The sequence below is a fragment of the Shimia aestuarii genome (assembly GCF_900114635.1).
In the GTDB taxonomy this organism is placed as follows: Bacteria; Pseudomonadota; Alphaproteobacteria; order Rhodobacterales; family Rhodobacteraceae; genus Shimia; species Shimia aestuarii.
Genome location: NZ_FOTQ01000010.1, coordinates 7,501 through 33,987 on the forward strand (window position 1 = coordinate 7,501; position 26,487 = coordinate 33,987).

Annotated in this window: 25 protein-coding genes and 1 tRNA gene (1 of these 26 only partly in view); 10 read left to right on the top strand and 16 right to left on the bottom strand. The window is 60.0% G+C overall.

Annotated features, from left to right (window positions below; translation table 11 throughout):
* Positions 1-250 carry the 3' portion of a hypothetical protein gene (locus BMZ35_RS17855; RefSeq protein WP_093095869.1) on the top strand. Its footprint begins 407 nt before the window's first position, so 250 of the gene's 657 nt are visible here — the last part of the coding sequence; its start codon lies beyond the left edge, outside the window; the stop codon is at positions 248-250.
* 13 nt (positions 251-263) lie between these two features.
* On the opposite strand, the gene BMZ35_RS21220 is transcribed toward BMZ35_RS17855, so the two are convergent.
* The 3 genes from BMZ35_RS21220 to BMZ35_RS17870 form a co-directional block, all read right to left on the bottom strand.
* Positions 264-473, bottom strand: a complete 210-nt coding sequence (locus tag BMZ35_RS21220; protein ID WP_093095872.1) for a GDCCVxC domain-containing (seleno)protein — start codon at positions 471-473, stop codon at positions 264-266.
* Positions 470-1,372 (bottom strand): protein-methionine-sulfoxide reductase catalytic subunit MsrP, encoded by a 903-nt coding sequence (gene msrP, locus BMZ35_RS17865; RefSeq protein ID WP_093096176.1) that lies wholly within the window; start codon positions 1,370-1,372, stop codon positions 470-472. The genes BMZ35_RS21220 and msrP overlap by 4 nt, the downstream gene beginning before the upstream one ends.
* A 70-nt stretch (positions 1,373-1,442) precedes the next feature.
* Positions 1,443-2,948 carry an FMN-binding glutamate synthase family protein gene (locus BMZ35_RS17870; RefSeq protein WP_423227766.1) on the bottom strand — a complete coding sequence of 502 codons (1,506 nt, stop codon included), beginning with the start codon at positions 2,946-2,948 and terminating at the stop codon, positions 1,443-1,445.
* Positions 2,949-3,061: 113 nt separating this feature from the next.
* On the opposite strand from BMZ35_RS17870, the gene BMZ35_RS17875 reads away from it, so the two are divergent.
* The gene (locus BMZ35_RS17875; protein ID WP_093095881.1) at positions 3,062-3,499 is read left to right on the top strand and encodes a DUF302 domain-containing protein; all 438 of its coding nucleotides are present in this window, start codon (positions 3,062-3,064) and stop codon (positions 3,497-3,499) included.
* Positions 3,500-3,653: 154 nt separating this feature from the next.
* Here BMZ35_RS17875 and BMZ35_RS17880 read toward each other — a convergent pair whose 3' ends face one another.
* Together BMZ35_RS17880 and clpB are read right to left on the bottom strand one after the other, a co-directional pair.
* Positions 3,654-4,967, bottom strand: a complete 1,314-nt coding sequence (locus tag BMZ35_RS17880; RefSeq protein WP_093095884.1) for an MFS transporter — start codon at positions 4,965-4,967, stop codon at positions 3,654-3,656.
* Positions 4,968-5,193: 226 nt separating this feature from the next.
* Positions 5,194-7,809, bottom strand: coding sequence for an ATP-dependent chaperone ClpB (clpB, locus tag BMZ35_RS17885; protein WP_093095887.1), 2,616 nt, complete (start codon positions 7,807-7,809; stop codon positions 5,194-5,196).
* A 237-nt stretch (positions 7,810-8,046) separates the two neighbouring features.
* On the opposite strand from clpB, the gene BMZ35_RS17890 reads away from it, so the two are divergent.
* Together BMZ35_RS17890 and pyrF are read left to right on the top strand one after the other, a co-directional pair.
* Positions 8,047-8,307 carry a hypothetical protein gene (locus BMZ35_RS17890; RefSeq protein WP_093095892.1) on the top strand — a complete coding sequence of 87 codons (261 nt, stop codon included), beginning with the start codon at positions 8,047-8,049 and terminating at the stop codon, positions 8,305-8,307.
* A 65-nt stretch (positions 8,308-8,372) separates the two neighbouring features.
* Complete coding sequence (pyrF, locus tag BMZ35_RS17895; protein ID WP_093095893.1) at positions 8,373-9,068, top strand: orotidine-5'-phosphate decarboxylase; 696 nt, start codon at positions 8,373-8,375, stop codon at positions 9,066-9,068.
* 72 nt (positions 9,069-9,140) lie between these two features.
* Here the strand turns inward: pyrF and BMZ35_RS17900 are convergent, their stop codons facing one another.
* Positions 9,141-9,575 carry an NUDIX hydrolase gene (locus BMZ35_RS17900; RefSeq protein ID WP_242654846.1) on the bottom strand — a complete coding sequence of 145 codons (435 nt, stop codon included), beginning with the start codon at positions 9,573-9,575 and terminating at the stop codon, positions 9,141-9,143.
* Between the two features lie 31 nt (positions 9,576-9,606).
* Here BMZ35_RS17900 and BMZ35_RS17905 point away from each other — a divergent pair, with 31 nt between their 5' ends.
* Positions 9,607-10,860, top strand: a complete 1,254-nt coding sequence (locus BMZ35_RS17905; RefSeq protein ID WP_093095900.1) for a DNA polymerase IV — start codon at positions 9,607-9,609, stop codon at positions 10,858-10,860.
* A 3-nt stretch (positions 10,861-10,863) separates the two neighbouring features.
* Here BMZ35_RS17905 and BMZ35_RS17910 read toward each other — a convergent pair whose 3' ends face one another.
* Positions 10,864-11,727, bottom strand: a complete 864-nt coding sequence (locus BMZ35_RS17910) for an N-formylglutamate amidohydrolase (protein ID WP_093095905.1) — start codon at positions 11,725-11,727, stop codon at positions 10,864-10,866.
* A gap of 149 nt (positions 11,728-11,876) precedes the next feature.
* On the opposite strand from BMZ35_RS17910, the gene BMZ35_RS17915 reads away from it, so the two are divergent.
* Together BMZ35_RS17915 and ykgO are read left to right on the top strand one after the other, a co-directional pair.
* Positions 11,877-11,951, top strand: a tRNA-Val gene (locus BMZ35_RS17915).
* 78 nt (positions 11,952-12,029) lie between these two features.
* Positions 12,030-12,155, top strand: coding sequence for a type B 50S ribosomal protein L36 (gene ykgO / locus BMZ35_RS17920; protein ID WP_008562923.1), 126 nt, complete (start codon positions 12,030-12,032; stop codon positions 12,153-12,155).
* Positions 12,156-12,239: 84 nt separating this feature from the next.
* Here ykgO and BMZ35_RS17925 read toward each other — a convergent pair whose 3' ends face one another.
* Both BMZ35_RS17925 and BMZ35_RS17930 read right to left on the bottom strand, forming a co-directional pair.
* Positions 12,240-13,856, bottom strand: a complete 1,617-nt coding sequence (locus BMZ35_RS17925) for a peptidoglycan-binding protein (protein ID WP_093095907.1) — start codon at positions 13,854-13,856, stop codon at positions 12,240-12,242.
* Between the two features lie 123 nt (positions 13,857-13,979).
* Entirely contained in the window at positions 13,980-15,200 is a 1,221-nt protein-coding gene (locus BMZ35_RS17930) for a phenylacetate--CoA ligase family protein (RefSeq protein WP_093095910.1), read from the bottom strand.
* Positions 15,201-15,322: 122 nt separating this feature from the next.
* Here BMZ35_RS17930 and BMZ35_RS17935 point away from each other — a divergent pair, with 122 nt between their 5' ends.
* Entirely contained in the window at positions 15,323-16,180 is an 858-nt protein-coding gene (locus BMZ35_RS17935) for a hypothetical protein (protein ID WP_093095913.1), read from the top strand.
* A 6-nt stretch (positions 16,181-16,186) separates the two neighbouring features.
* On the opposite strand, the gene BMZ35_RS17940 is transcribed toward BMZ35_RS17935, so the two are convergent.
* The 7 genes from BMZ35_RS17940 to BMZ35_RS17970 all read right to left on the bottom strand — a co-directional run bounded on the left by BMZ35_RS17940 (position 16,187) and on the right by BMZ35_RS17970 (position 23,613).
* Positions 16,187-17,008, bottom strand: a complete 822-nt coding sequence (locus BMZ35_RS17940; RefSeq protein WP_093095914.1) for an ABC transporter ATP-binding protein — start codon at positions 17,006-17,008, stop codon at positions 16,187-16,189.
* 71 nt (positions 17,009-17,079) lie between these two features.
* The gene (locus BMZ35_RS17945) at positions 17,080-18,360 is read right to left on the bottom strand and encodes an ABC transporter substrate-binding protein (protein WP_093095917.1); all 1,281 of its coding nucleotides are present in this window, start codon (positions 18,358-18,360) and stop codon (positions 17,080-17,082) included.
* Between the two features lie 84 nt (positions 18,361-18,444).
* On the bottom strand, positions 18,445-19,521 hold the full coding sequence (locus BMZ35_RS17950; RefSeq protein WP_093095919.1) for a branched-chain amino acid ABC transporter permease: 1,077 nt from the start codon (positions 19,519-19,521) through the stop codon (positions 18,445-18,447).
* Entirely contained in the window at positions 19,521-19,775 is a 255-nt protein-coding gene (locus BMZ35_RS17955; RefSeq protein ID WP_093095923.1) for a hypothetical protein, read from the bottom strand. Before BMZ35_RS17955 ends, BMZ35_RS17950 begins: the two co-directional genes overlap by 1 nt.
* Positions 19,776-19,781: 6 nt before the next feature.
* A complete protein-coding gene (locus tag BMZ35_RS17960; protein WP_093095927.1) occupies positions 19,782-20,786 on the bottom strand; it encodes a branched-chain amino acid ABC transporter permease in 1,005 nt (334 codons plus the stop codon).
* 41 nt (positions 20,787-20,827) lie between these two features.
* Positions 20,828-21,646 (bottom strand): ABC transporter ATP-binding protein, encoded by an 819-nt coding sequence (locus BMZ35_RS17965; RefSeq protein ID WP_093095930.1) that lies wholly within the window; start codon positions 21,644-21,646, stop codon positions 20,828-20,830.
* Entirely contained in the window at positions 21,643-23,613 is a 1,971-nt protein-coding gene (locus BMZ35_RS17970; RefSeq protein WP_093095934.1) for an AMP-binding protein, read from the bottom strand. Before BMZ35_RS17970 ends, BMZ35_RS17965 begins: the two co-directional genes overlap by 4 nt.
* 195 nt (positions 23,614-23,808) lie before the next feature.
* Here BMZ35_RS17970 and BMZ35_RS17975 point away from each other — a divergent pair, with 195 nt between their 5' ends.
* On the top strand, positions 23,809-25,725 hold the full coding sequence (locus BMZ35_RS17975) for a PAS-domain containing protein (RefSeq protein WP_242654847.1): 1,917 nt from the start codon (positions 23,809-23,811) through the stop codon (positions 25,723-25,725).
* A gap of 5 nt (positions 25,726-25,730) precedes the next feature.
* A complete protein-coding gene (locus BMZ35_RS17980; RefSeq protein ID WP_093095937.1) occupies positions 25,731-26,435 on the top strand; it encodes a response regulator transcription factor in 705 nt (234 codons plus the stop codon).
* Positions 26,436-26,487: the final 52 nt, after the last annotated feature.

A 26,487-nucleotide genomic window follows, 5' to 3' on the forward strand; every position in this document is an offset into this window, starting at 1 on the left:
GTATATCACCGCATATGGGCTTAACCTGACGTGGCAATGCCGTCGCCTTGAAGGGCTGACCGACATCAAACCGCAGGCAAGCAAACCGGTTCTCGTTATGAGCTTTGAGGATCAGGCACCGCTCTGCATTCCCAAATACCTCGCCCATCGCACCCGCTTTCTTCAGGACATGCAGGAGATTGCGCACGACAATGCCAACAACGGTGCAATCGTTCCGTGGACGCTTCTTCGCGCACAAAAGAGCATGTGACCCGAACGCGCATTCATCCGCAGCACCCCTCGCCTTTTTGAACCGGTGGGCAGGGTTCTGTTCCATAAGAACAGAAGACACAGCAATCCCCGGCCTTGGGTCGCAGGACCACATGACAGGCCGGGCATTCCAGAAACCACTGGCATGCATCCTCGGGCATCGTGAATCGCTCGACATACCTGCATTCAGGGCATGTCAGTTCGGATGTCAGTGTCGGTGTCAAAAATGCACCCTCAGGTCCATGCCCTGGTAAAGTGAAGCGACCTCTTTCTCGTAGCCATTGAACATCAGGGTTGGCTGACGCTTGGCAAACAGGCCGCCGCCGATCGGACGTTCGGTGGCCTGACTCCAGCGCGGGTGATCCACGGTCGGGTTCACATTGCTATAGAACTTGTATTCGTTCGGGATCGCGCGGTTCCAGCTGGTTGGCGGCTCTTTGTCGGTGAGGGTGATGCGCACGATCGACTTGATCGACTTGAATCCATATTTCCACGGCACCACGAGGCGCAGCGGTGCGCCGTTCTGATTGGGCAGAGGTTTGCCATATATCCCGGTCGCCATCAGGGTCAGCGGATGCATCGCCTCGTCAAGTCGCAGCCCTTCGACATAGGGCCATTCGATGAACGGCGTGCGTTGTCCGCGCATTTCCTCGGGACGATAGAGTGTTTCCATCGCCACGTATTTTGCTTCGGGTTTCACACCGGCCAGATCCAGCAGATCCTTAAGCTCGAACCCGTTCCACGGCACCACCATCGACCAAGCCTCGACACAGCGGAAGCGATAGATGCGTTCTTCCATGGTCATCTTCGACAGGATTTCGCCCAGCGCATAGTCGCCCGGATTGTGCACCATGCCGTCTATCCGGATCGACCAAGGGTCGGTTGTCAGCGCGTGGGCGTATTTCGCCGGGTCGTCCTTGCCCGTGCCGAATTCATAGAAGTTGTTGTACTGGGTGATCACGTCCCAAGGCGACGGCTCAAGTGCGCCGGCAGCCCGTGCAGGTGCGGCCAGCCCAGCCAGTCCCAGCCCGGCGATCCCCGCCATGATCTGTCGACGGTTCAGATAATGGGATTCCGGCGTCACATCCCCCGGGGCCAGATCATTTGTCCAACGCTTTGCCATCTTGTCCTCTTGGTCTTTGGTCTTGTCTGGTCCTAGCGCAGTTTGGCGGCGCGGGGCCAAACACGTCGTCTCACGATGGCGTGGTCATGTTGTAACTTGGATAGATCTTGTTCATCGGGATCGAGCGGCCGTTGGGCTGGACCAGACGTACATGCCGGCGACGCAGCAAGCGCGGCTCGGACACACCCACGGAATGCGCGATGGTTTCAACCTCGTGAATGATGCCCTTGGCATAAAGCGCGACCCGTTTGTATTTGCGTTCGACCACCAGCCCCTTCTGGAAACGGGGATCATGGGTGGTGATCCCGGTCGGGCAGGTATTCTTGTTGCATTTGAGCGCCTGGATACAGCCCAGCGCGAACATGAAGCCGCGCGCCGAGGTGACAAAATCCGCGCCAGCCGCCAGCGCCCAGGCCACGTCGCCGGGATTGACCAGCTTGCCGCTGGCAATCAGGCGAATGCGGTCCTTGAGGTGAAATTCGTCACGCAGGTTGGTGATCAGCGGCAGCGCCTCGCGCACGGGCATGCCGACAAGGTCGATCAGCGGCATGGGCGCGGCGCCCGTGCCGCCTTCGCCGCCGTCTATGGTGATGAAATCCGGCGCCGCGTCCGACCCGCGTCGGGCGATGGTTTCAAACAGCTCGCGGAAAGTGTCTTCGGCCCCGACAACGGTCTTGATGCCCACGGGTTTGCCGGTGACCTCGCGAATGCGGACAATCATGTCGAGCAGGTGGTCGTAATTGTCGATCTCGCGATGGCGGTTGGGTGAGATACCGTCCTGCCCCACTTCGAGCCCGCGGATCTGAGCGATCTCTTCGTTGACCTTTTCGCCCGGCAGGATGCCGCCCTTGCCGGGTTTGGCCCCCTGCGCCATCTTGATTTCGAACATGCGGATCGTGTCATGCGCGGCGACGGCGCGCAGCTTTTCGTCGCTCAGCCCGCCATCCTTGTCACGCACCCCATATTTTGCCGTCCCTATCTGGAACACGAGGTCACAACCGCCTTCGAGGTGAAACGGCGACACGCCACCCTCGCCCGTGTTGAGCCAGATCCCAGCCTCCTTGGCGCCCCGGCTGAGCGCCTGTACCGCCGGTTTGGAAATCGCGCCATAGCTCATGCCCGAGATGTTGAAGATCGAGGGTGCAAGGAACGGCTTGCGCGCGGTTGGGCCGATCAGAAGCGGTTCGGTCTTGGCATATTGATCATCCAACGGCGGAAAGGGTGCGTTCACGAAGATTGGGGTGCCGGGGACGTCGAGGCTGCGGGTCGACCCGAAAGCAACGGTGTTGCTGGAGCCGCTGCCCGCGCGCGCCACCCATTCGCGCTGCGCCCGGTTGAAGGGCAGTTCCTCGCGGTCCATGGCAAAGAAATACTGCCGGAAAAACTCGCCCAGTTCCGTGAACAGGTGCCGGAACCGCCCGATAACCGGGTAGTTACGCCGGATCGCGTCCTCGGTCTGATGACGGTCGATCACGAACATCACCGCCGCAATCACCAGCACAAGGCCAAAAAGCAGAACAAACATGAGCCCGAGAAACTCGACGATATCAAAGGCGCTTTCCATTGAAACATTCATATCTGTTATTCCTTTTTGATATGCGTCAAAGTCGATCCGGGACGTGTTGATAGAGTGTCGTGATGAAGAATTTGTCGCAAGACACGTTCACACAGAAATGGGGAGGAATAACCATGAAATCGTTCTTGTTGGCCGCCGGACTGGCGTTGACCGCCACGGTTGGCTTGGCTGAAACCGCAGTTACCTACACCGTTGACCAGGATTATGACGACGTCACATTTGGCCTTGAAAGCGCGATCACTGACCGGGGACTGGTAATTGATGCAGTGAGCCACGTCGGCGCCATGCTTGAGCGCACCAAGGAAGATGTCGGCTCGGACGTTACCATCTTCACCCGCGCCGAGGTCTATAGTTTTTGCTCCGCCGCCCTGTCGCGCAAGGTAATGGAAGCGGATCCTATGAACCTCCAGTTCTGCCCCTATGGCATCTTCGTGATGCAGAAACCGGGCGACGCGCAGACCACCATCGGCTATCGCGCAATGCCCGATGGGCCGATGAAGGAAGTGCAGATGATGCTGGACGAGATCGTCAAAGAGGCGATTGGGGAGTAGGGTTCTCCGTTCTTGAGACTCCAGACTCTCTTGAACTCGAGTCAGGTTCAGGGTTGGCCTCCTGGGTTCGCGCTGCTCCAAGCGCGCCCTCACCTTGAATGGCCGCCCTGATCCGACAACTCCTGTTGTCGCGACATGCGTTCACGACACGTCGCTAGGATTGATCCGGCGCCAAGTGATGGGGTTTGGCTTGGCTCTCGCGCATCTCAGGCAGGCCAAACGCCGCCTGAACCTCTTCGACCTGTTCGATGGGTCCGCTTTCAACGGAAATGCGCGCCTGACCGAGCCGCGGATGCAATTTGCGGGCAAGGACCCAAGTGAGAAGCAGCCCCGCTCCACCTGCGGTGAATACCCCGGCCAAAGGAGAAAAAAGAAGCACGACCCACGCGGCACCGGGGGTTAGGATGCCTGATACATCGCGAAAACTGGAATAGATGGCAGACATTTCCGTGCGTTCGGATGGCTTGACCGCAAGAAGGAAAGGCAGGCCCGCGGACACATCGAGCAGAATTAGGAAGATGGACCCCATCATCAGCAGGATAATCGCTATCTCGGGGACGCCAAATGGCATACCAGCCAGAAAGAACAGCGCCCCCGACATCAGAAATCCAATTCTGACTGCGGCGCGCACCGATCTGCGCTGCATGAACCGCAGCATCAGCGGCGTAAAGAACAATGCGGCGTTGGACATCGACAAGGCAATGCCCCCAAGTTGACTGCCGAGCCCGTTCTGGACCGCGTAGATCGGCAGATAGACCACATAGACCCACCAGCCGCAGGACCGCACAACAGCAAAAATCCACCCGGCGACCAATCGTGGTTGAGCGACGAACCGCCCGAAATAGGCGAAGGGATTGGTGGGAGCACGTCGGCTCTTGGCGATCAACTTGCCGTTTCCGAGGCGCATCACAAGAAAGATGAGCAACATGGCACCCGATGCAGCAGCCGCGATCAGAAAAGGTGCGGGTCGCCACCAGTCATAGAGAAACGCACCGAGCGCAGGCCCGACAGTCCAACCAAGCGCACTATAGAAAAGACGTGATGTTTCGAATTTGCTGAGTTCGATCTTGGCGACGTGGTCGAGAACATAGGCATTGAAACACACAAACGTTGTCACAACCGCGAAAGTCGTAAGTGCAAGCCCGGCAATGGCCGTGGCGGGCGTTGCCAAGGTCGCGATCCCGGCACCAGACATGAACATCAGCGCCCCCAGCACGTACACCCACCGCCGTGGGATAAAACGGATCAGGTAGGGAATGAGCAGACCGATCAGGAGAGAGATCGCGCCTATGATGAAGTAGACTTTTGACACGGTACGCGCATCGCTGAGCGCGCCGTACATGACGAGCGGCATGACCGATACCAGCATCCCTCTGGCGATTGCTTCCGTTCCTGCCAGAATGGCAAATCCACGCACACTTGGCGCGGGCGCATGGCGAAGCCATTCGGGTATTCGGCGTTCATGCATCGGGATTGCTCACGTTGTTCACAATCAGCCAGCACGGATTTCGAGATGCTTCTTTCCCACACGCGACCCGATGTCGTTTTCATCTTGTCGCTGGGCAAGTTCAAATTGGGAAACAAGACATCCCATTGCTTTTGCGTTGCGCCGCCTGGTCCCATTGGCGGGTTTTGGCGCGCGAAAAAGCCCCGGGCAAAAACCCGGGGCTTATTCATGTCTTACCTGAGCCAGATCAGTGCACCACGGCATCGTCCGGCTTGGGCCGATCTGTTGTGCCAACCCGGTCGCCGATGATCAGCCCTTCTACGCCGGCGCTCACCGGGACGGTGTCGCCATCGCGAATATCGCCAGCCAGAATCGCCTCGGCCAGAGGGTTTTGCAGGGCACGCTGGATCACGCGCTTCAGAGGACGTGCGCCGAATACAGGGTCATAGCCTTCGTCCGCCAGCCAGGTCTTGGCCGCCTCATCCAGCACGATTTCGATCTTGCGACCGGCGAGGCGTTTCTTGAGCAGGCCAAGCTGAATGTCGACGATGCCATCCATGTCCGCACGGGCCAGACGATCAAAGATGATGGTCTCATCCAGACGGTTGAGGAACTCGGGGCGGAAATGGGCGCGCACGGCATCCATCACGTCCCGCTTGGCATCCGAGGCATCCGCCCCGTCCGGCAATTGGCTCAGCGCCTGCGCACCAAGATTGGACGTCAGGATGATCAGCGTCTGCTTGAAGTCCACGGTGCGGCCCTGACCATCGGTCAGAACGCCGTCATCAAGCACCTGCAACAGCACGTTGAACACATCCGGGTGTGCCTTTTCGACCTCGTCAAACAGCACCACCTGATAGGGGCGCCGCCGCACGGCCTCGGTCAACACACCGCCTTCGTCATAGCCGACATAGCCCGGAGGCGCACCGATCAGGCGGGCAACCGAATGCTTCTCCATGAACTCGGACATATCGATCCGCACCATGGCGCTGTCATCATCGAACAGGAACTCGGCCACGGCCTTGGTCAGTTCGGTCTTACCCACACCCGTCGGGCCAAGGAACAGGAACGACCCCAGCGGACGATTTTCGTCGTTCAGGCCCGCGCGCGCGCGGCGCACGGCGTTTGCAACGGCAGTGACCGCGCTGTTCTGACCGATGACGCGACGATGCAGATCGTCTTCCATGCGGAGAAGCTTTTCGCGTTCGCCTTCGAGCATTTTCGAGGTGGGAATACCCGTCCAACGCTCGACCACCTGCGCGATCTGCTCGGGGCGCACGGCCTCTTCGACCATCATGTCGCCCTCGGCTTCTTCGGCCTCGGAAAGCTGCTTTTCAAGGTTCGGGATCACGCCATAAGACAGCTCACCCGCCTTGGCGAGATTGCCTTCGCGCTTGGCGATATCCAGATCGGCCCGCGCCTGGTCGAGCTGCTCCTTGAGGTCTCGCGCCGACGCCAGCTTGTCACGGCCCGCCTGCCATTGGGCAGTCATCTCGGCGGATTTGTCCTGAAGATCAGCAAGATCCTTTTGCAGGGTTTCGAGCCGGTCCTTGGACGCCGCATCATCCTCAAGCTTGAGCGCCTCTTCCTCGATCTGCAATTGCAGGATCTGGCGGTCGAGCGCGTCGAGTTCTTCGGGTTTGCTGTCCACTTCCATGCGCAGACGGCTTGCGGCCTCGTCCACGAGGTCGATCGCCTTGTCCGGCAGGAACCGGTCGGTGATGTAGCGGTTGGAGAGGGTCGACGCCGCCACCAGCGCGCTGTCCGAGATGCGGACACCGTGGTGCAGTTCGTATTTCTCCTTAATACCACGCAGGATCGAGATCGTGTCCTCGACGGTCGGTTCCTCGATCATCACCGGCTGGAAACGACGGGCAAGGGCTGCGTCCTTTTCCACGTATTTGCGGTACTCATCCAGCGTGGTCGCACCGATACAATGCAACTCACCCCGCGCCAGCGCCGGTTTGATGAGGTTGGCCGCATCCATCGCGCCATCGGTTTTGCCCGCGCCCACAAGCGTGTGCATCTCGTCGATAAAGAGGATGATTTCGCCCGCAGCCTCGGTCACTTCGGTCAGAACCGCCTTGAGGCGTTCTTCGAATTCACCGCGGTATTTCGCACCGGCAATCAGCGCACCCATGTCGAGCGCCAGAAGCTTCTTGTTGCGCAAGGATTCCGGCACGTCGCCATTGACGATACGCAACGCCATACCCTCGGCAATCGCGGTCTTACCCACGCCGGGTTCCCCGATGAGAACCGGGTTGTTCTTGGTCCGGCGGCTCAAGACCTGCATCGCGCGGCGAATCTCATCGTCGCGGCCAATGATCGGGTCGATCTTGCCCTCGGCGGCCGCATCGGTCAGGTCACGCGCGTATTTCTTGAGCGCGTCATAGCCCTCTTCCGCCGACGCGCTGTCGGCGGTGCGCCCCTTGCGGATATCATTTATCGCGGCATTCAGCGCCTGCGCATTGACCGCGCCTGCCTCCAGCGCCTCGCGGGCCTTGGATTTCACCATGACCAGCGCCATCAGAATGCGCTCGACCGGTACAAAGCTATCGCCCGCCTTCTTGGCAATCGCTTCCGCTTCGCTCAGCACTTTGGCCGTCGTGTTGTCGAGATAAGGCTGGCCGGTATCGCCGCTCACCTGCGGAATCTTGGCCATCGCGGCCTCAACCGCTTCGCGTACGCGCTCGGGCGCGCCACCGGCACGTTTAATCAGGTTGGCGGCGAGCCCCTGATCATCATCCATCAATGCTTTCAAAAGATGTTCGGGCACCAGACGCTGGTGGTTTTCCCGCATGGCGATCGTTTGAGCTGCCTGAATAAAGCCGCGCGACCGCTCCGTGAACTTGCTCAAGTCCATCGTTCTTCTCCTTCTCATAAGCGCCCGGGTCTGTTTGGCGCCCGCTTAGCGGCACGCCCCGTTTCGGGCCTCAGGTTCAATTTGGTGCGCGATGGCGTCATGTTCAAGAGATCGTGACAGTGTTTTTGCCGCAGGCCGTCGCCCCGGAAAAGCGCCCATATTTCCCCGCTTGCAGACCAATTTCGCCGCATTTTCGCGCCACCCTTGCCAAACGAGCAGCAAACAAGTGAGGGCGCCATGTACGTCACCGATATCCAGATTTCCAACCCGACCTATCGCCAGTCCCTGGGAGAGCTGAGTGCCGTGGTGTCGCTTCACGCAGACGCGCGTGACGTGAACCTGTTGTGCGCGGTTCCCAGCGCGCCGGAGAAGAAAGAAACCGAAGGTCGGTTGGACCTGATCCGCGAGGCTTTGCGCCAGATCCGCCGCATGCCCGAGATGCGCACCGGGCGCGAAGAGCTGTCCTTTGCCCCCGGCGTCTGCCCGGTAGAAGTCTGAGCAGGACTTGACGCCGCGCGCGAGGGCGGCAAAAAGGGCGCGACCCCATATTCAGGAGCGCCCCCATGTCCGACGACCGTTTGATCGTGGCCCTTGACGTGCCCAACGCACTTCAAGGGCTTGAGCTTGCCCAAACCATCGGCGATGCCGTGTCTTTCTACAAGATCGGCCTTGGCATGCTGACGGGCGGCGGGCTGGCGCTCGCCAATGAGCTGAAGCAGGATCACGGCAAGCGCATCTTCCTCGACATGAAACTGTTCGATATCGGCGCCACGGTCGAAGCGGCTGTGCGCGGGTTGGCGCAGTTCGATCTCGATTTCCTGACCGTACATGGCGACCCGCATGTGGTGCGTGCCGCCAAGGAAGGCGCCGCAGGCAAGGATCTCAAGATCCTTGGCGTGACCATCCTGACCTCTCTGGATCGCAGCGACCTTGACGCCAGCCTGATCAAACCGGGCGACGTGCAGGACCTGGTTCAGGAACGCGCGGCCAAGGCGTTTGAAGCCGGGGCGGACGGGGTGATTGCCTCGCCCCAGGAAGCGGCGCTGATCCGTGCCCTGCCCGAGGCCGCAGGCCGCCTGATCGTCACCCCCGGCGTACGCCCCACGGGGGCTGCGCTTGGCGACCAGAAGCGGGTCGCCACGCCGTCCAGCGCCATCGCGGATGGGGCTGATCACATCGTGGTGGGCCGCCCGGTCTGGCAGGCAGAAGACCCGCGCGCCGCCGCGCAGGCCATCGTCGATGAACTGGCAGCACTCTGAGCGCGCCCTCTTTCTTTTTCCAAAAATACCCCTGGGGGAGACGCGCCAGGCGCGGCGGGGGGCAGCGCCCCCCTACCCCCGTTCGGCCAGGTAATCCGCTAGCCGGGATTGAAACTGCGGGATCGCCAATTCTCGCGTGAGGTATTCGCGCGGCGAGATCGCCTCCCACCGTTGCCCCTCTGACCCAAAGCGAATCTGGGGCAGTGTTTCTGCGGGCATCTGCGCGGCAAAGAACCAGAAGGCCCGCCCCTTGCGCCAGTAGAGCCGGCCCCAACTCAGTGCAGCTTCGGGCAGGATCAAACCAAGTTCCTCACGCGTTTCGCGCAGCACGCACTGTGCTCCGGTTTCGTCTCCCTCACGCCCGCCACCGGGCAGGTCCCAATGTGCAGGCCAGGGAATATCCGGCTTGTCATCGCGCAGGATCGTGATCAGGTTGGCGCCGATGAACAGCGCCAGCTTGGCCCCGTGAAAGACCGTGTCCTCGTCCCCGTCAAATGATACACTCACGTCACCCACTCCTTGCCTCGAGACCCTTGTCATGCCCGCTCTTTGCCGCGATTGCCTGAGCGCCCTACATCAGGAACGGCGCTGCCCGTCCTGTGGCAGCATGCGCATCGTTCGGCATGACGAACTGTTCGACCTGACCATCGCCCATATGGATTGTGACGCCTTTTATGCCAGCGTGGAAAAGCGCGACAACCCGGAATTGGCGGACAAGCCGGTGATCATTGGCGGTGGCCGGCGTGGAGTCGTATCGACCGCCTGTTACGTGGCACGGATTCGCGGGGTTCGGTCGGCGATGCCGATGTTCCAGGCGCTCAGGCTTTGCCCCGAGGCGGTGGTAATCCGCCCGCGCATGTCGGTTTATGCCGAAGTCAGCCGCGAAATTCGCAAGATGATGGACGAATTGACCCCGGATATTGAACCGCTGTCTCTGGACGAAGCCTTCATGGACCTTGGCGGGACGGCCAAGCTGCACGGCGCGCCGCCTGCCGTGATGCTGGCGCGATTGACGAAGCGGATGAAGGACGAACTGGGCGTGACCGGCTCGATTGGACTCAGTCACAACAAGTTCCTCGCAAAGGTCGCGTCCGATCTCGACAAGCCGCGTGGCTTTTCAGTGATTGGCAAGGCGGAAACGGATGCCTTCCTGCGTGACAAGCCGGTGCGGTTGATCTGGGGAATCGGACCTGCGGCACAGGACAGCCTGGAACGGGCCGGAATACGGACGTTCAACGATCTCTTGCGTTGGGAGCAGGAGGACCTGACGGCGCGGTTCGGGTCGATGGGCTATCGCCTGTGGCATCTCGCGCGTGGGCAGGATCGGCGCAAGGTGTCGGCACATGCGCCGATCAAGAGCATCAGCAACGAAACCACCTTTTTCGAAGACACCGGGGATGCGGAGATTCTGGATGGGCACCTGTGGCGCATGGCCGAAAAGGTGTCAGACAGGGCCAAGGCCAAGGACAAGGCCGGGCGGGTGGTCACGCTCAAGCTCAAGCGCGCCAATCACAGCCTGATTTCGCGCCGCCTGAGTCTACGCGACCCGACCCAGATGGCGGACACGCTTTATCGCACGGCGCGCGGGTTGTTCGATCAGGTGGGCGATCAGGGGCCTTATCGCCTTTTGGGGGTGGGGCTGGCCGATCTTGTGCCAGCAGACCAGGCGGATCTTTCGGGCGACCTTCTGGATCCGCAGGCGGCACAGCGCGCCCGCGCCGAACGCGCCACGGACGAGATACGCAAACGCTTCGGGTCGGATGCGATCCTGAAAGGGCGCGCGATGCGTTAGGGGCTATTCCGCCGCAAGCGGCCGCTCTTCGGGGCGACCGATCTCTGCAATCCGGGCGATCACACCGCGCAGCCGGGCGCGGAAGGTCTCGAAATCGGAATGCGGTTCAATCCGCGTTTCATCCATGTAGAGCGACCGGTCTATTTCCACCTGTATCGCGTGTTGGCGGCGTGACGGACGTCCGTAGTGCTGCGTCACAAAGGCGCCTGCGAAAGGGAGATTGCGCGAGACCGCAAAGCCCGCCTCCACAAAAGCTGCCTCGATCTCGTCGACGACCTCGGGGTGGGCCGCTGCCCCGAAGCGATCACCAAGCACGATCTCGGGTCGCCGTCCGCTGGTCCGCGACGCGTTCTCGACGGCTTCGCGCGGCATCGAGTGACAATCAATCAGAATCGCACGGCCAAACATCTCATGCGCGCCGCCCAAAAGCTCTGCTAGGGCGGCATGATAGGGCCGCCAGTAGGTATCGATTCGCCGGTTCGCCTCGTCCAGCGCCATCTTGCCGTGATAGATCGGACGCCCATTTGCCACCACGCGGGGAATAACCCCGAGCCCGGACGCGATTCGCGGATTGTGACCCACTTTGCGAACCCCGTGAATCAGCGCCGGATCAAGTTCGTCCGCAGACCGATTCAAATCCAGCAACGCGCGCGGGGCTCTGGCCACCAGAAAAGGCGCACCCACTTCGGGGGCCGAATCAAATAGCATGTCGACGAAAGCGTCTTCGGAAGACCGGATCGAATGCGCATTGAGCAAGGAACGCCGTACAAACCACTCCGGATAGTCGCATCCACTGTGCGGAGAGGCAAAAACCACAGCAGAGTTGCGGGTTTCAGGTTCAAGGATACGATAAGCTTCTTGCGACATTGCGACTCCTGTTCCAATAAAATATTGCCGCAAAAACTAATGTATCAAAAGCCCTTGATCCCCCCGACGACTCCTTTTATAGAAGCCGCCACCGGCGCGGTTTTCCGCGCCCCCTTTTGTTAGGGGACATGGCAATCAAGCCGGTTCATGGGCGATTAGCTCAGCGGTAGAGCACTTCGTTGACATCGAAGGGGTCACTGGTTCGATCCCAGTATCGCCCACCATGAATTCACTGCCCCACAACAACGTGGGGTGCCCGCAACCACAGGCGCACGCCGCGCCGCGAAATGAGGAGAAGGCCCATGAAGGTCAAGAACTCGCTCCGCTCGCTCAAGAACCGGCACCGCGACTGCCGTGTTGTGCGCCGCAAGGGCCGCGTTTACGTGATCAACAAGACCCAGCGTCGCTTCAAAGCACGCCAGGGCTAATTCGCCCGGTCTGACGATCCGACAGAACTGAAAAAGCCGCCCTTCGGGGCGGCTTTCTCTTTTGTAGCAAAGCTCTATCCAAACCTAGCGGTTGTTGATCACCGTCGCGATCACGCTCCAGACATGTTCATCGACATACCCTGTCGTCGGACGTTTGATTTTCCGCTGCATCCGCCGGATTGCCTCTCGGACCTCCGGTGTGATCGTCGTGGCTTTGCTCTTGAGATAGCCAAGCCGGCGCAACCCTTCCAAAAGGTTGTACATGTCGCGGTCCGTTTTGATGATGCTGCGCTCAAGCGCCTGAGCGTCGCCGGGGGTAGGTTCTGGTTTTTGTCTTTCTAGCACCTTGATGTTTGCCTTTGCTTTCTGGGAAAAGCGACCGTTTGGATACTGACGCAGATAGTTGCGGTATCCGGAGATGGTGTTTTCCTGCTTGGCGGCAAGCCAAGCGCGGTGCTCGGCCTGCTGCCTGTCTTCGTTGCTCCCACGCAGTTCCGCGATCCGGTTGCGCGCCTCCGGCGCCATGCGACTTTGGGGATAGCGTTGCAGGAAATCACGATAGGCTTCGATGGTGTCCTGACGGCGCGCGGCGCGCCATCTGGTTTCTTCCTGATCCGAGGTCAACTGCCGAATGCGGGACTTCGCCTCAGAGGCGTATCGACCTTGGGGGAAACGATCAAGATAAGACCAGTACGCGTTCACCGTGTTCAGGTTTCTTGCCTCGTCCCACGCGGCCTCTTCCCGGCCAGAGGTCAGCTCTCGGATTCGCGCCCGCGCTTGTGTGGCGTAGCGGCCATTGGGATAGCGGTCGAGATAAGCACGGTAGGCGTGCGGTGTATCCCTATTGCTGGCATCGCGCCATGCGGCGGCTTCCTGTCCTACCGTCATTTCCCGAATGCGCATCCGGGCATCCGACGCATAGCGCCCATTCGGAAAGCGATCCAGATAGGCGCGATAGGCACTCACCGTGTTCTGACTTCCCGCTTCACGCCACGCGATCTCGTCGCGACCAACCGTCAAATCGCGGATTCGAACGCGCGCCTGATCGACGTACCGACCGTCAGGGAACCGTTCGAGATAATCACGGTAGGCGCGCACCGTATTCTGATCGCTGGCCTCGCGCCACGCCGCATCATCGCGCCTGCGGCCGTCGCGATCACCTTGCCCCAGCTGGTCCCGGGCATAAGACGCATAAACCCCGTTCGGGTATCGCTTGAGATAGGCGCGCATGCCGTCGCGGCTACCCCATTTTGCCCCCGTGGTTTCCCAATACCGCCGATCCTCGACCTCGCTATAGCGCTGCTCGGGCCGCTTGTCGCGAGCTGCAGCGCGCATCTGACGAACCTGATCGCGTGTCAGGTAGCCGCTTGGCCAGTGGTCCATGGAAAACTGCCAATCCCAGATGGCGCGACGCGTCAGACGCCCGAAAGATCCGTCAACCGGACCCGGGTCATAGCCCAGCACCTTGAGGTCAGATTGTATCTGCCGGCGGTCGGAATAGCTGAGTCCCAGTTCCGCCTCTTCGTCGCGCGCGCGGGCTTCGGGTGTGCGGTGCTGGGTCGCGCCAACCTGTGCATCCCAATGCAGCGATGCCGCCGGCGCCCCCTGAATGGGCACAGAAGGTGTCAGAACCGAAGCCTGCGCACCCATTGAGACACTTAGGGCCAGCCCCGTGATAATCCATGTTGATGTGGTGCGCATGGCGCCCTCCTGCAGTTGCGTGTCTGGCTACAGGATGGAAGTCTAAGGGTTGATATTCAATAACAAAGGGGAGCAATCCGATATCGCTCCCCTTCGCCAGGTATCCATATAAAGGACTGATAATCAGTCGTATTTACGCTGATCCTCAATCACGATCCCATCGTTGGGCAGGCTTCCAGGCGCGACGATTTCCACCGCCCCCTTGAGCTTGAGCGTTTCGGCCACCGATTTTCCATAAGCGCCTGCATCACCGCCTTCGGCCTCGATGCGCACGGTCATGACGTCCATTTCGCCTTCGCGGGTGGCGATGACGCGGGCCTTGGCCACTTCGGCGTGCTTGGCCACGAGGGCCGCAACCTGTTCCGGACGGACGAACATGCCCTTGATCTTGGCGGTCTGGTCGGCACGACCCATCCAGCCCTTGATCCGCATGTTGGTCCGCCCGCAAGGGCTTTGCCCGGGGAGGACGGCGGAGAGGTCGCCGGTGGCAAAGCGAATAAGGGGGTAATCCGGGTTGAGCGACGTCACAACAACTTCGCCCACCTCGCCCGGTGCGACCGGGTTGCCGGTGCCGGGGGTGACGATTTCGACGATCACGCCTTCGTCGATGATCATGCCTTCCATGGCCTCGGATTCGTAAGCAACCGAACCGAGATCGGCGGTGCCATAGCCCTGCAGGCAAGTCACACCGCGATCGGCATATTCCTGGCGCAGCGACGGGAACAGGGCGCCGCCACCGACGGTGGCCTTGGTGATGCGAAGCTTTTCGCCCATCTCGTCGGCCTTATCGAGGATGATCTTGAGATAGTCCGGCGTCCCGGCATAGGCGGTCGTGCCGATATCGGCGGCCGCACGCACCTGAAGCTCGGTCTGGCCGATGCCTGCAGGCAGAACCTTGGCGCCGACCGCGTGCGCACCACTTTCAAACATGATCCCAGCCGGGGTCAGGTGGTAAGAGAAGCAGTTCTGAACGATGTCGTCCGCGCCAATCCCGACCGCGTGCAACACACGGCCAAAGCGGAACCAGTCATTGCCATTGCTGCCCGGTTCATAGATCGGACCCGGCGATTGGAACACATGGGTGATGCCGGGACGCGACAGGTCCGCATAGCCCCCCAGCGGCGCATGCGCCGCCTGTGCCTTGCCGATTTCGGATTTGCGCAACACCGGCAGGGTGGCCAGCGCGGCCATGTCGGTGATCGAGGCCGGATCGACATCGGCCAGCGCGCCGCCATAACCCGGCAACGCCTTTGCATTCGCGATCTGCTGGGGCAGCGCCGCCGCGAGATCAGCCGCGCGCTGATCCTCGGAGCGGGTTTCCAGGGCATCAAAATACCGGCTCATGTGGCCATCCTTTTCCTGTGTTCTTGCCGCGACGTAATGCGGAATTGAAGAGGGCCGGGCACAGCGGCATAGCTGCACGCGGGAGTGAGTGTGTGACCCTTGGGTAATAGAGGAGTGCCCCTATGGCCGAATCGACCGGCATCCAGACGCAAGAGGCGACCAACGCCTTTGATCCGCGCATCATCTTTCACGAAGCGGAGCAATGTATGGAGGTCGATTTTTCCGGCTTTCACCTCGACACCAGCGCGACCGTGAACAATGTCTACGACCGGATCGAGGAGAGGATCGCCCAGACCGGCGAGCCCAAGTGGTTCTTTTTGATCAACTATTCCGGCTGCAAGATCGACCAGCCCGCGTGGCTGGCCCATTCCCGCCGGGGCCGCGCGCTCAACATGGCGCACAGCCAGGGCACGGTGCGATTTGAAGCCAGCGAAGCGACGCGCCGCCAGATCGAACGCAGCGCCAATACCGAGAGCTTTGACGCCAACCTGTTCGCCGACCGCGCCTCGGCCATGCAGAGAAGCGCCGAACTTCCGAGCCAGCGCCGCACCCGCATCAGCCATGACCCGAACTACACGGAACATGATTTTTCGCGGCGCCTGCGCTTTGACCATGACACGGTCGTTATGGACGTCGATTTCTCTCACTTCATCTTTCACCACGCCCGAGATGTGGACGATTTCTATGATTTCATCGAGGACCGGATCAAAGAAACCGATCGCAAGTGGTTCTTCCTGATCAACTACAACGACTGCCAGATCATGCCTGAGGCGTGGGTACGCTATGCCTATCGCGGCAAGCGACTGAACGTCGCCGCGTCACTGGGGTCGGTGCGGTATGCCGCAGGATCGGAGACCGAGGCCGATATCCGGCTGCGCGCAGAGTCCCAGGGTTTCCGCCCTAACATCCGCAACACCCGCGAAGAGGCATTGGAGCGGATCGAGGAGATACGGACGGAACTTCTCGCGCAGCACGGGTGATCGCCCTCAGCTGAGCCAGCGCTTGCGCCGGCGATAGGAGCGCACGTCACGGAAGGACTTGCGCCCTTCGTCGGACATGCCGAGATAGAATTCCTTGACGTCCGGGTTCTCGCGCAGTTCGGCGGCTGGACCGTCCATCACCACACGTCCAGATTCCAGGATGTAGCCGTAATGCGCAAAGCGCAGCGCGACGTTGGTGTTCTGTTCGGCTAGAAGGAAGGTATATCCCTGCTCTTCGTTCAGCGATTTGACGATGCTGAAGATCTGTTCCACCAGCTGCGGAGCAAGGCCCATGCTGGGTTCGTCCAGAAGGATACATTCAGGACGGCTCATCAGCGCGCGGCCAATGGCGACCATCTGTTGTTCCCCGCCCGACGTATATCCGGCCTGGCTTCTGCGGCGTTCCTTGAGGCGCGGGAAATAGTTGTACACCATCTCCAGATCCTGCGCGGTTTCCGCCGCGCTGTTCCGGGTATAGGCCCCGGTCAGCAGGTTTTCCTCGACGGTCAGGTGCTCAAAGCAGTGACGCCCTTCCATCACCTGGATCACGCCCTTTTTCACGAGTGCCGCAGGATCGAGATCCTGCACGCGTTCACCGCGATAGTTGATGCTGCCCTTGGTCACTTCGCCCCGCTCCGAATGCAGCAGGTTGGAAATGGCCTTGAGCGTGGTGGTCTTGCCTGCCCCGTTGCCCCCGAGAAGCGCGGTGATACCGCCCTTGGGAACACTCAGGCTGACCCCTTTGAGCACGAGGATCACGTGGTTGTAGATCACCTCGATGTTGTTGACCTCCAGAAGGGTCTCTTGGGTGCGACCAGCGTCAAGCATGTGCGTTGTCTTTCTTGTCGAATGTGGCGGTGTTCCGGCCGGTGGACCCGGCCGGAACAGGGTTCAGAGGCTTAGTTGCAGCGCTCTTCGATGTTGTTTTCGGATGCATAGGAACCCGAATCTTCGGCGATCAGCTTGCCGATCACTTCCATGTCTGTCGGTTTGAAGTCCGAGATCAGCGACCAGGTTTTGCTCGATGCATCCCACTGGGTCACACCAACCAGACCGGTGCCGCCGTGGTTTTCACAGCTTACCGAGAAGGCCGGACCAAAGTTCGGCATGCCGAGCGCGGTCATTTTCTCTTCGGTGATTTCCAGAGCTTCCATACCGTCGCGCATCATGGCTGCGGTGATGTCCTTGGTGCCGTGGATTTCCTGAGCAATTTTAGCAGCTTCAGCGGCGAGCATCGCAGCGTACATACCACGGTTGTAAAGGACGTTACCGATCTGGTCGCCAGCGCCAGCAGCTTTGCCGGTGTCGACAACATATTTCTGGATGTCGTCAAAGACCGGGAAGTCACGGCCAACGTTGTGGAAGGTCAGCGCCTTATAGCCGTTGGCCTTGTCGCCCGCGGACAGAACGTCATGCTCTGCGCCCGACCACCAGATACCGATGAAGTTTTCCATCGGGAAGCGGATGTTTGCAGCTTCCTGAACGGCAACCTGGTTCATCACGCCCCAGCCCCACATCAGAACTGTGTCAGGCTTTTCACGACGGATTTGCAGCCACTGCGACTTCTGCTCCTGACCGGGGTGGTCGACGGGCAGCAGGCTCAGTTCGAAACCGTGCTTCTTCTGCAGCTCTTCCAGTGTGCGGATCGGTTCTTTGCCGTAGGCCGAGTTGTGGTAGACCAGCGCAATCTTGTGACCCTTCAGGTCGCCGCCGTTTTCTTCCAGCAGGTAGTTGATCGCACCCGATGCACCGTTCCAGTAGGTGCCCGGATAGTTGAAGGTGTGGCTGAAGACCTTGCCGTTTGCGGCAGAGGTACGGCCATAACCCATGGTGTGCATCGGAATGCCATCAGCCGTGGTTTTGGGGATCAGCTGGTAGGTGATGCCGGTCGAGAGCGGCTGATACACCAGAGCGCCTTCGCCCTTGGTCGATTCGTAGCATTCCACACCTTTTTCGGTATTATAGCCGGTTTCGCATTCCAGCAGTTTGGTCGGAACGCCGCCGATGCCACCGTCACGCTCGTTGAGCAGGGTGAAATAGTCGGCATAGCCGTCGGCGAAGGGGATGCCACCTGCGGCATACGGGCCGGTGCGATAGCTGAGCGACGGGAACACGAGGTCTGCCATCGCTGGGGCTGCGGCCATCAGGCCTGCAACTGCGGTTACGAGAACTTTTTTCATCGGGTAAATTCCTCCCTTGGTTTTGTCCGATGTTTTGGCCGGGAGCTCCTCCCGCCCCCGGTATGGTTTGGTCATGGCCCCGCCTTAGTGCGGGAAGGGCCACAGCCGGAGTTTTTGCTTGGTCACGCGCCAGAGCTGCGCGAGCCCATGAGGTTCGAGGATCAGGAAGAGGATGATCAGACCACCCACGATCACGAGCTGCAGGTGCGCAACCATGTCGGTGGGCCAGCCCAGCCAGTCCACGCCGACGATCTTGAGCACAACCGGCAGCAACACAAGGAAGGCCGCGCCAGCGAAGGAGCCAAAGATCGAACCCAGACCGCCGATGATGATCATGAAGAGCACAAGGAACGATTTGTTGATGCCGAATGCTTCGCCAACTTCGACTGCGCCGAGGTAAACCGAAAAGAACAGCGCGCCCGAGATGCCGACAAAGAAGCCAGAAGCCGCAAAAGCCGTCATTTTTGCCTTGAGCGGGTTCACCCCGATGATTTCGGCGGCGATGTCCATGTCACGGATTGCCATCCACTTACGACCGGCCATGCCACGGGTCAGGTTACGTGCGATCAGGGCGCTGGCCACCAGGAAGACCAGGCAAAACAGGTAGGTTGCCCAGGCTTCGGTGTTGGGCCCGGTGATCTCGATGCCGAACACGGTACGTTCCGGTGCGTTGATCTGACCCGAAGCGGAGTAGTTGTAGAACCACGGCACCCGGTTGAAGAGCCACACGAGGAAGAACTGCGCCGCCAGCGTTGCAACTGCCAGGTAGAAGCCCTTGATCCGCAAGGATGGCAGGCCGAACAGTACGCAGACAAAGGCGGTGATCCCCCCGGAAATGATGATGTGGAAGAAGATGTTCACTTCCGGCATCGATGTCATCAGCTTGTAGCAGGCATAGGCACCCACGGCCATGAAGCCCCCGGTCCCCAGTGAGACCTGACCACAGTATCCGACGAGGATGTTCAGCCCCAGCGCGGCAATTGCGTAGATCAGGAAGGGCAGAAGGATCGCGTTGGCCCAGTAGTCGTTGATCACGAAGGGGATCACCAGAAAGGCGACGACCAACGCGGTGTAATAACCCATCCGGTCAAACTTGATCGGGAAGGTCTGGTTGTCCTTGGCATAGGTGGTCTTAAAGTCACCGGCCTCACGATACAGCATCAGGCGCTCCCCCCATTGAATTCATGTTCAAGATGTGACCGGTCCGCCCGGTTCGGTTTCTTTGCATAGCCGGTGCGCTCGGAATGGCGCACAAGCTGGAAGTAGGCCCAGATCCCGATGGCGGCGCCCAGCGCGGCCAGGATCGCGGCGGTGGTCATCTGGCCCGATGACCTCTCCGCCCCGAGGGCGAGGTAGCCGAAGGCCCAGAAGCCGGACCAGGCCACCACGTTGAGAATGGCGATCAGTTTCGTCATGATCCGTTACACCCTCTCGATGATCTTTTCGCCGAACAGCCCCTGCGGACGGAAGACGAGGAAGACCAGCGCCAGAACATAAGCGAACCAGTTCTCGGTCGCGCCGCCGACAAGCGGGCCAACCCAGAATTCGAACAGTTTCTCACCCACACCGATGATCAAACCGCCGACGATGGCACCCGGGATCGATGTAAAGCCGCCCAGCATCAGAACCGGCAGAGCCTTGAGCGCGATCAGCGACAGCGAGAACTGCACACCCGACTTCGCGCCCCACATGATACCCGCGACCAGTGCCACGAAGCCCGCGACCGACCACACTAGTACCCAGATGAAGTTGAGCGAAATGCCAACCGACAGCGCGGCCTGGTGATCGTCCGCCACGGCGCGCATCGCACGGCCATGCTTGGTATACTGGCTGAAGGCAACCAGCGCGATCACGAGCAGGATCGCCACCACGGTTGCGGTGATGTCGAGATTGTCGATGAAGAAACCGTAGCCAAACAGGTTGTAGGTGGCTTCGTCGATGGCAACATTGATGCCCTGCGGCAGACAAGCGCTTCCCGCGAGGCAGAAATCAAGCGTCTTGATTTCCGAACCCCACATCAGGTCGGCAAAACCTTCGAGGAAATAGGCCAGACCGATGGTTGCCATGAACAGGATGATCGGTTCCTGTCCGACCAGATGCCGGAACACGAAACGCTGGATACACCACGCCAGAAGGATCATCACACCGACCGTCAGCAACAGCGAGACAACCGAAGGGATATTCCATCCAAAATGCGTGACATGGGCACCGAACATTGCGTTGATCAGGTGTGAAAACGGCACCTGACCGTTCTGGATGCCCACAAGGGTCATCGCCGCAAACAGCGCCATCACGCCCTGTGCAAAGTTGAAGATCCCGGAGGCCTTGTAGATCAGGACGAACCCCAGCGCGACGAGCGCATAGAGAACACCCGCCATGAGGCCGTTGAGGAAGACCTCCATCGCGAATACGAGTTGTTCAGGCATCGCTTGCGCCTCCGGTTTTCAGATTGAAATCAGTATGTTGATTAGTCATGTGCCACCCCCAGATAGGCGTCGATGACGTCCTGGTTGTTGCGCACTTCGTCCGGGGTGCCATCCCCGATCTTCTTGCCGTAGTCCATCACGACGACACGATCCGAAAGGTCCATCACAACGCCCATGTCGTGTTCGATCAGGGCGATCGTGGTACCGAATTCGTCGTTCACGTCGAGGATGAAGCGGGACATGTCCTCTTTCTCTTCGACGTTCATCCCGGCCATCGGTTCGTCGAGAAGCAGGATCGACGGCTCCGCGGCCAGCGCGCGCGCCAGCTCGACCCGCTTTTTCAGACCGTACGGCAGACGCCCCACCGGCGTTTTGCGGATGTGCTGGATTTCGAGGAAGTCGATGATTTTTTCGACCTGCTCGCGGTTGGCAACCTCTTCCTTCTCGGCCTTGCCCTTCCAGAGCGCTTGGCTGAACAGCCCCGACTGCATCTGGCGGATCCGGCCCGTCATCACGTTGTCGAGCACGGTCATGCCCTCGAAAAGTGCGATGTTCTGGAAGGTGCGGGCAATGCCCTGCTGTGCGACCTGGTACGGTTTCATCGGCGGGCGCTTCTTGCCCTTGTACCAGACCTCGCCTTCCTGCGGGACGTAGAAGCCCGAGATCACGTTCAGCATCGACGATTTTCCGGCACCGTTGGGGCCGATGATCGCGCGAATTTCGCCCTCGCGGATGTCGAAGGAGATGTCGGTGATTGCCTTCACGCCACCAAAGCGCAGCGTGATGTTCTTCATTTCCATCACGGTCGGGCCAATGGTGCGGCCGTCGTCCGTGACGTAGCTTTCTGCTTGTGCGTTCATTCTGCTGCTACCTTGCTGGCCACGGGAACAACCTTGGCGTCACGGAGCTCAAGGGTCGCGCTGATGCTGCCCTTGCGACCGTCTTCATAGGTCACTTCGGTTGTGGTCGAGATCGTGGTCGAACCGTCATAAAGCGCATCGATCAGATCCTTGAACTTTTCGGCCACGATCACGCGGCGCACCTTGCGGGTCCGGGTCATTTCGCCGTCATCCGCATCCAGTTCCTTGTGCAGGACGAGGAAGCGGTGGATCTGACATCCCGCCAGCATGGGGTCTTCGGCCACAGACTTGTTGACCGCTTCGACATGCTCCTGGATCGATTCAAGCACCTTCGGGTGCCCTGCAAGTTCCTGATAAGATGCATAGGCGATGTTGTTACGTTCGGCCCAGTTGCCCACCGCCGACAGGTCGATGTTGATGAAGGCCACGCAACGATCCTTGCCGTTGCCGAACAGTACTGCTTCGAGGATGTCGGGATAGAACTTGAGTTTGTTCTCGACATATTTCGGCGCGAACATGCTGCCATCGGCCATTTTGCCAACGTCCTTGGCGCGGTCGATGATGCGCAGATGCCCCGATTTCTCTTCGAAGAAGCCTGCATCGCCCGTGGCAACCCAGCCCTCGGCATCTTTGGTCGACGCCGTCGATTCCGGGTTGTTGTAATATTCGACGAACACACCCGGCGAGCGATAGAAAATCTCGCCATTGTCCGCGATCTTGATTTCCACGTCCGGCGCAGGAACACCAACCGTGTCGGCCCGCACTTCGCCATCAGGCTGTACGGTGATGAAAACGGTGGCTTCAGTCTGGCCGTAAAGCTGTTTCAGGTTGATTCCCAGCGAACGGTAGAATTCGAAAATTTCCGGCCCGATCGCCTCACCGGCAGTATAGCCCACACGCACCCGGCCAAAGCCCAGTGTGTCCTTGAGCGGCCCATACACAAGAAAGTCCCCAATCTTGTACTTCAGGCGGTCCATGAAACCGACAGGCTTGCCGTCAAGAATGTCGCCGCCCACCTTCTTGGCGTGCGCCATGTAGTGATGGAACATCTTGCGCTTGAATTTCCCTGCGTCTTCCATGCGGATCATAACGCTGGTCAGCTGGGTTTCAAACACGCGCGGCGGGGCAAAGTAATAGGTCGGCCCGATCTCGCGCAGGTCGGTCATCATGGTGTCCGCGCTTTCCGGACAGTTCACGCAGAACCCGGTCCAGTACGCCTGACCCACCGAGAAGATGAAATCCCCGACCCAAGCCATCGGCAGGTAGGCAAGAATTTCGTCACCCGCGTTCAGGTTGTCGAAATCCGAGCTGTTCTTGGCGCTTTCGATCACGTTGCGGTTCGACAGAACCACGCCCTTGGGTTTGCCCGTGGTGCCCGAGGTGTAGAGCATCACGCAAGTGCTGTCATAGTTCAGCTTCTCGCGGCGCGCCTTGAGATCGTCGATCCATTCGTAATAGGCCGCGCGGCCCTGTTCCTGAATGTCGACAAAACGGTGCAGCGCGTGGTGATCGTATTTCCGCAGACCACGCTGATCGATATAGATCATGTGCTTGAACTGGTGCAGGTGCTCCTGAATGTCGATGACCTTGTCGACCTGCTCCTGATCTTCGACGATGGCATACTGAGCGCCACAATGGCTCAGGATATACTCCATCTCCTCGGCCGCGCTGTCCTGATATACAGGAACTGGCACTGCGCCGACGGATTGGATCGCAACCATCGACCAATAGAAATACGGGCGGTTGCGCCCGATGATCGCGACGAAATCGCCTTCGCTCACACCAAGGTTGATCAACCCCAGCGCCAAAGCCTCGATTTCTTTTTCGGTGTCCGCCCAGGTCCAGCGCTGCCAAATGCCGAACTCTTTCTCCCGATACGCGTCCTTGTTCGCATAAAGGGTGGCGTTACGCTGCAAAAGCGCCGGAATGGACTCGAGCCCACCGGTCGCCTGTGACGACTGTGCCAATATATCTTCCTCCCTTGGTCCCGCCTCCACGGGTCGGAACCGCCAAAGCGATTCTCCACCTCCTAAGGTGCGGGTTTCAATCTGCGGGTCAACTTTTTCCTGAACATTTCTCAATCCTTACGAATTGTAACAGCAAACATTTCAGGCTTTGCGCGCCCCATTCCCGGTGCTAGCCCTAGGGAAAGGGAGACCAGAATGGAGCGGATATCCGGCAGTACCCAGGCGATGACCGTCGCCGGGCTGAACCTGATCAAACAGGCGTTGTCGATCTATGACAGCGATCTGAAGCTGGTGGTCTCAAACGAGCGGTTTCGCGAGATGTTTTCCATCCCGGATCACCTGACCCAGCCTGGCGCAGATTTCGGCGAAACCATTCGCTTCCTGATCGACCACGGTGAATACGGACATGTCCCCCCCGACGAGCAGGACGCCTTTGTCGCGGAACGGGTCGAACGGGCGCTTGATTTCGAGCCGCATTATTTCGAACGCCAGCGCGCCGATGGGCGCTGGATCAGTGTCGAGGGATCCCCCCTGCCCGAGGGGGGATGGGTGGCGGTTTATACGGACATCACCTCGGCCAAGCGGCAGGAAGGCCTGTTGCGGGCGCGCTCCGAAGAGCTGTCGGATCAGCTTCTGCAATATGCCGAGGAACTGTCCGCCACCAACCGCGAACTCGAAGCCACGGTGAGCGCCCTTGAAGAAGTGCGGCGCCAGCTGACCGCATCCGAAGCTCGGATGCGTCTTACGGCCGAAATGATGCCGGCCCACATCGCCCATGTCGGGCCAGACAGGCTTTACACCTATTCCAACCGGCGGCTTTCTTCTGTGATCCCCGGACGGCCAAGCAATATCGTGGGCATGCATATCAGCGAGGCCCTCGGAGAGAGCGCCTTTCGCGCCATTCGCCCGCATCTTGATGCAGCGTTCAAGGGCAAGCCGTCGGTGTTCGAATTCAACGAACACCCGAGCACCCGGCGCATCCGCACGGCATTTACCCCGGATGGCAACGGGCCGGAAAACCGTGGCGTCTACATCCTGTCGATGGACATCACCGAGGAAACCCAGACCCGCGTCGCCCTGCAACAGACCCGCCGCCGCGAGATTGCAGCCCAGATGACCAGCGGGCTGGCACATGATTTCTCCAACTTGCTGACCATCATTCTTGGCACGCAAAGCAAGTTGCAGAAGATGGACCTTCCCGGTGATGCACAGGCTTTGATCGACGCAACCCTGGGCGCGGCGCGGCGCGGGGGGGCACTGCTCAACCGACTGGCCGACGTGACCGGGCACCGCGCCCCGAAACTGGCCCCGACCGACATGAGAGCCTTCCTGTCGGATGTCGAAACACTGGCCACGCCCACGGTCGAAGGCAAGGCGCGGCTGACCATCGAAAACAGCATTCCCGAGGATCCGCTGATGCTGGACCCGGCGATGCTGCAGGACACGCTGGTCAACCTGCTGCTCAATGCCCGAGATGCCTGTGGCGCGGGCGGCAGTATCCTGTTGATTGCCGAACTGGTGCAGGAAACCTGGGTTCAGTTCACCGTACGCGACACGGGGCCGGGGTTCTCGGACGAGGCCCTGAAACGTGCCCTGGACCCGTTTTTCACCACCAAGGGATCGGAAGGTTCGGGGCTTGGGCTGGCCATGGTCTATGACATGACCAAGCTGGCTGGAGGGGATGTGCGCATCGCCAACATGGAGGGCGGCGGCGGACAGGTCACGGTGCGTCTTCCCCTGCGCCGGGCCCCCAAGGACGTCAAGCCGGGGCTTGCCCTTTTGGTCGAAGACAATCCGGACCTGCGGACCATGATCCGCGACATGCTGACCACGATGAAACACACCGTCATCGAGGCCGCCAGCGTCGATGAGGCGCGTACGCTTCTTATGGAACTGCCCGAAATCAGGCTGGTTCTGTCCGACATCATGCTCGAAGGCGACCTGACGGGCGTCGACCTGATTCGTGAACTGCCCACAGACAAGGTGCCGTCGTTCCTGATGACTTCCTTGCCCCAATCCCATCCACTCTATATCGAAGGCGCCGCACGCGCGCCGGTGCTGCCCAAACCGTTTACGACCGAGCAGCTCGATCAATTCCTGCACCCAAGGTGAATGCCATGACTGCCCCGCTTGTCACCATTCTCGACGACGAACCCGAAATCCGCTCGATCCTTGCAGACGCGCTCGAAGACGCCGGGTTTCGCACCATGGGGTTTTCCCGCGCAACCGAGTTCGAAGCCACGCTCAAATCCACAACGCCTGACGTCTGTCTTGTCGACCTCGGGTTGCCGGACAAGGACGGGTTAACGCTGGTGCATCGGCTGGCGCTTGAGCTGGGCTCGGCGGTGATCATCATTTCGGGGCGTGCGCAGGTTCAGGATCGGGTTACGGGGCTCGAACTGGGCGCTGATGACTATATCATCAAACCCTTTGACCCGGCCGAGGTGGTGGCTCGCGTGCGGGCGCGCCTGCGCAAGGACAGACCCGCTGCACCCACCTCGAGCAATACAGCGCGGTTCAATGGTTGGACCGCCTATTTCGATCGCTACGTTCTGGAAGATGAAGAGGGCACTGAAACCACCTTCAGCCATGCCGAGGGCGAGGTGCTGCGCCTTTTTCTTGAAAGTCCCAAACGGCTCATCAGCCGCGCGCACATGCAGGAAACGCTTGGCGGCGCGGCAGGCGAAAGCTTTGACCGCGCCATGGACGTGCGCATTTCGCGCCTGCGCACCAAGCTTCGGGAAGACCCGAAGAACCCCCGGTTGATCAAGACCATCTATGGCGCCGGGTATATTTTCCTTGGCGATGTGCGCTGGGGATGACCCCCAACCCCGGTTGTAGACGCTTGATCCACGGGCACAAAACTACCATTTG

Excerpts from the sequence above, each read along its gene's own strand:
- msrP (WP_093096176.1), bottom strand. The coding sequence starts at position 1,372 with ATGGCAAAGCGTTGGACAAATGATCTGGCCCCGGGGGATGTGACGCCG.
- BMZ35_RS17870 (WP_423227766.1), bottom strand. The coding sequence starts at position 2,948 with ATGAATGTTTCAATGGAAAGCGCCTTTGATATCGTCGAGTTTCTCGGG.
- BMZ35_RS17875 (WP_093095881.1), top strand. The coding sequence starts at position 3,062 with ATGAAATCGTTCTTGTTGGCCGCCGGACTGGCGTTGACCGCCACGGTT.
- BMZ35_RS17880 (WP_093095884.1), bottom strand. The coding sequence starts at position 4,967 with ATGCATGAACGCCGAATACCCGAATGGCTTCGCCATGCGCCCGCGCCA.
- clpB (WP_093095887.1), bottom strand. The coding sequence starts at position 7,809 with ATGGACTTGAGCAAGTTCACGGAGCGGTCGCGCGGCTTTATTCAGGCA.
- BMZ35_RS17890 (WP_093095892.1), top strand. The coding sequence starts at position 8,047 with ATGTACGTCACCGATATCCAGATTTCCAACCCGACCTATCGCCAGTCC.
- pyrF (WP_093095893.1), top strand. The coding sequence starts at position 8,373 with ATGTCCGACGACCGTTTGATCGTGGCCCTTGACGTGCCCAACGCACTT.
- BMZ35_RS17905 (WP_093095900.1), top strand. The coding sequence starts at position 9,607 with ATGCCCGCTCTTTGCCGCGATTGCCTGAGCGCCCTACATCAGGAACGG.
- BMZ35_RS17910 (WP_093095905.1), bottom strand. The coding sequence starts at position 11,727 with ATGTCGCAAGAAGCTTATCGTATCCTTGAACCTGAAACCCGCAACTCT.
- ykgO (WP_008562923.1), top strand. The coding sequence starts at position 12,030 with ATGAAGGTCAAGAACTCGCTCCGCTCGCTCAAGAACCGGCACCGCGAC.
- BMZ35_RS17925 (WP_093095907.1), bottom strand. The coding sequence starts at position 13,856 with ATGCGCACCACATCAACATGGATTATCACGGGGCTGGCCCTAAGTGTC.
- BMZ35_RS17930 (WP_093095910.1), bottom strand. The coding sequence starts at position 15,200 with ATGAGCCGGTATTTTGATGCCCTGGAAACCCGCTCCGAGGATCAGCGC.
- BMZ35_RS17935 (WP_093095913.1), top strand. The coding sequence starts at position 15,323 with ATGGCCGAATCGACCGGCATCCAGACGCAAGAGGCGACCAACGCCTTT.
- BMZ35_RS17940 (WP_093095914.1), bottom strand. The coding sequence starts at position 17,008 with ATGCTTGACGCTGGTCGCACCCAAGAGACCCTTCTGGAGGTCAACAAC.
- BMZ35_RS17945 (WP_093095917.1), bottom strand. The coding sequence starts at position 18,360 with ATGAAAAAAGTTCTCGTAACCGCAGTTGCAGGCCTGATGGCCGCAGCC.
- BMZ35_RS17950 (WP_093095919.1), bottom strand. The coding sequence starts at position 19,521 with ATGCTGTATCGTGAGGCCGGTGACTTTAAGACCACCTATGCCAAGGAC.
- BMZ35_RS17955 (WP_093095923.1), bottom strand. The coding sequence starts at position 19,775 with ATGACGAAACTGATCGCCATTCTCAACGTGGTGGCCTGGTCCGGCTTC.
- BMZ35_RS17960 (WP_093095927.1), bottom strand. The coding sequence starts at position 20,786 with ATGCCTGAACAACTCGTATTCGCGATGGAGGTCTTCCTCAACGGCCTC.
- BMZ35_RS17965 (WP_093095930.1), bottom strand. The coding sequence starts at position 21,646 with ATGAACGCACAAGCAGAAAGCTACGTCACGGACGACGGCCGCACCATT.
- BMZ35_RS17975 (WP_242654847.1), top strand. The coding sequence starts at position 23,809 with ATGGAGCGGATATCCGGCAGTACCCAGGCGATGACCGTCGCCGGGCTG.
- BMZ35_RS17980 (WP_093095937.1), top strand. The coding sequence starts at position 25,731 with ATGACTGCCCCGCTTGTCACCATTCTCGACGACGAACCCGAAATCCGC.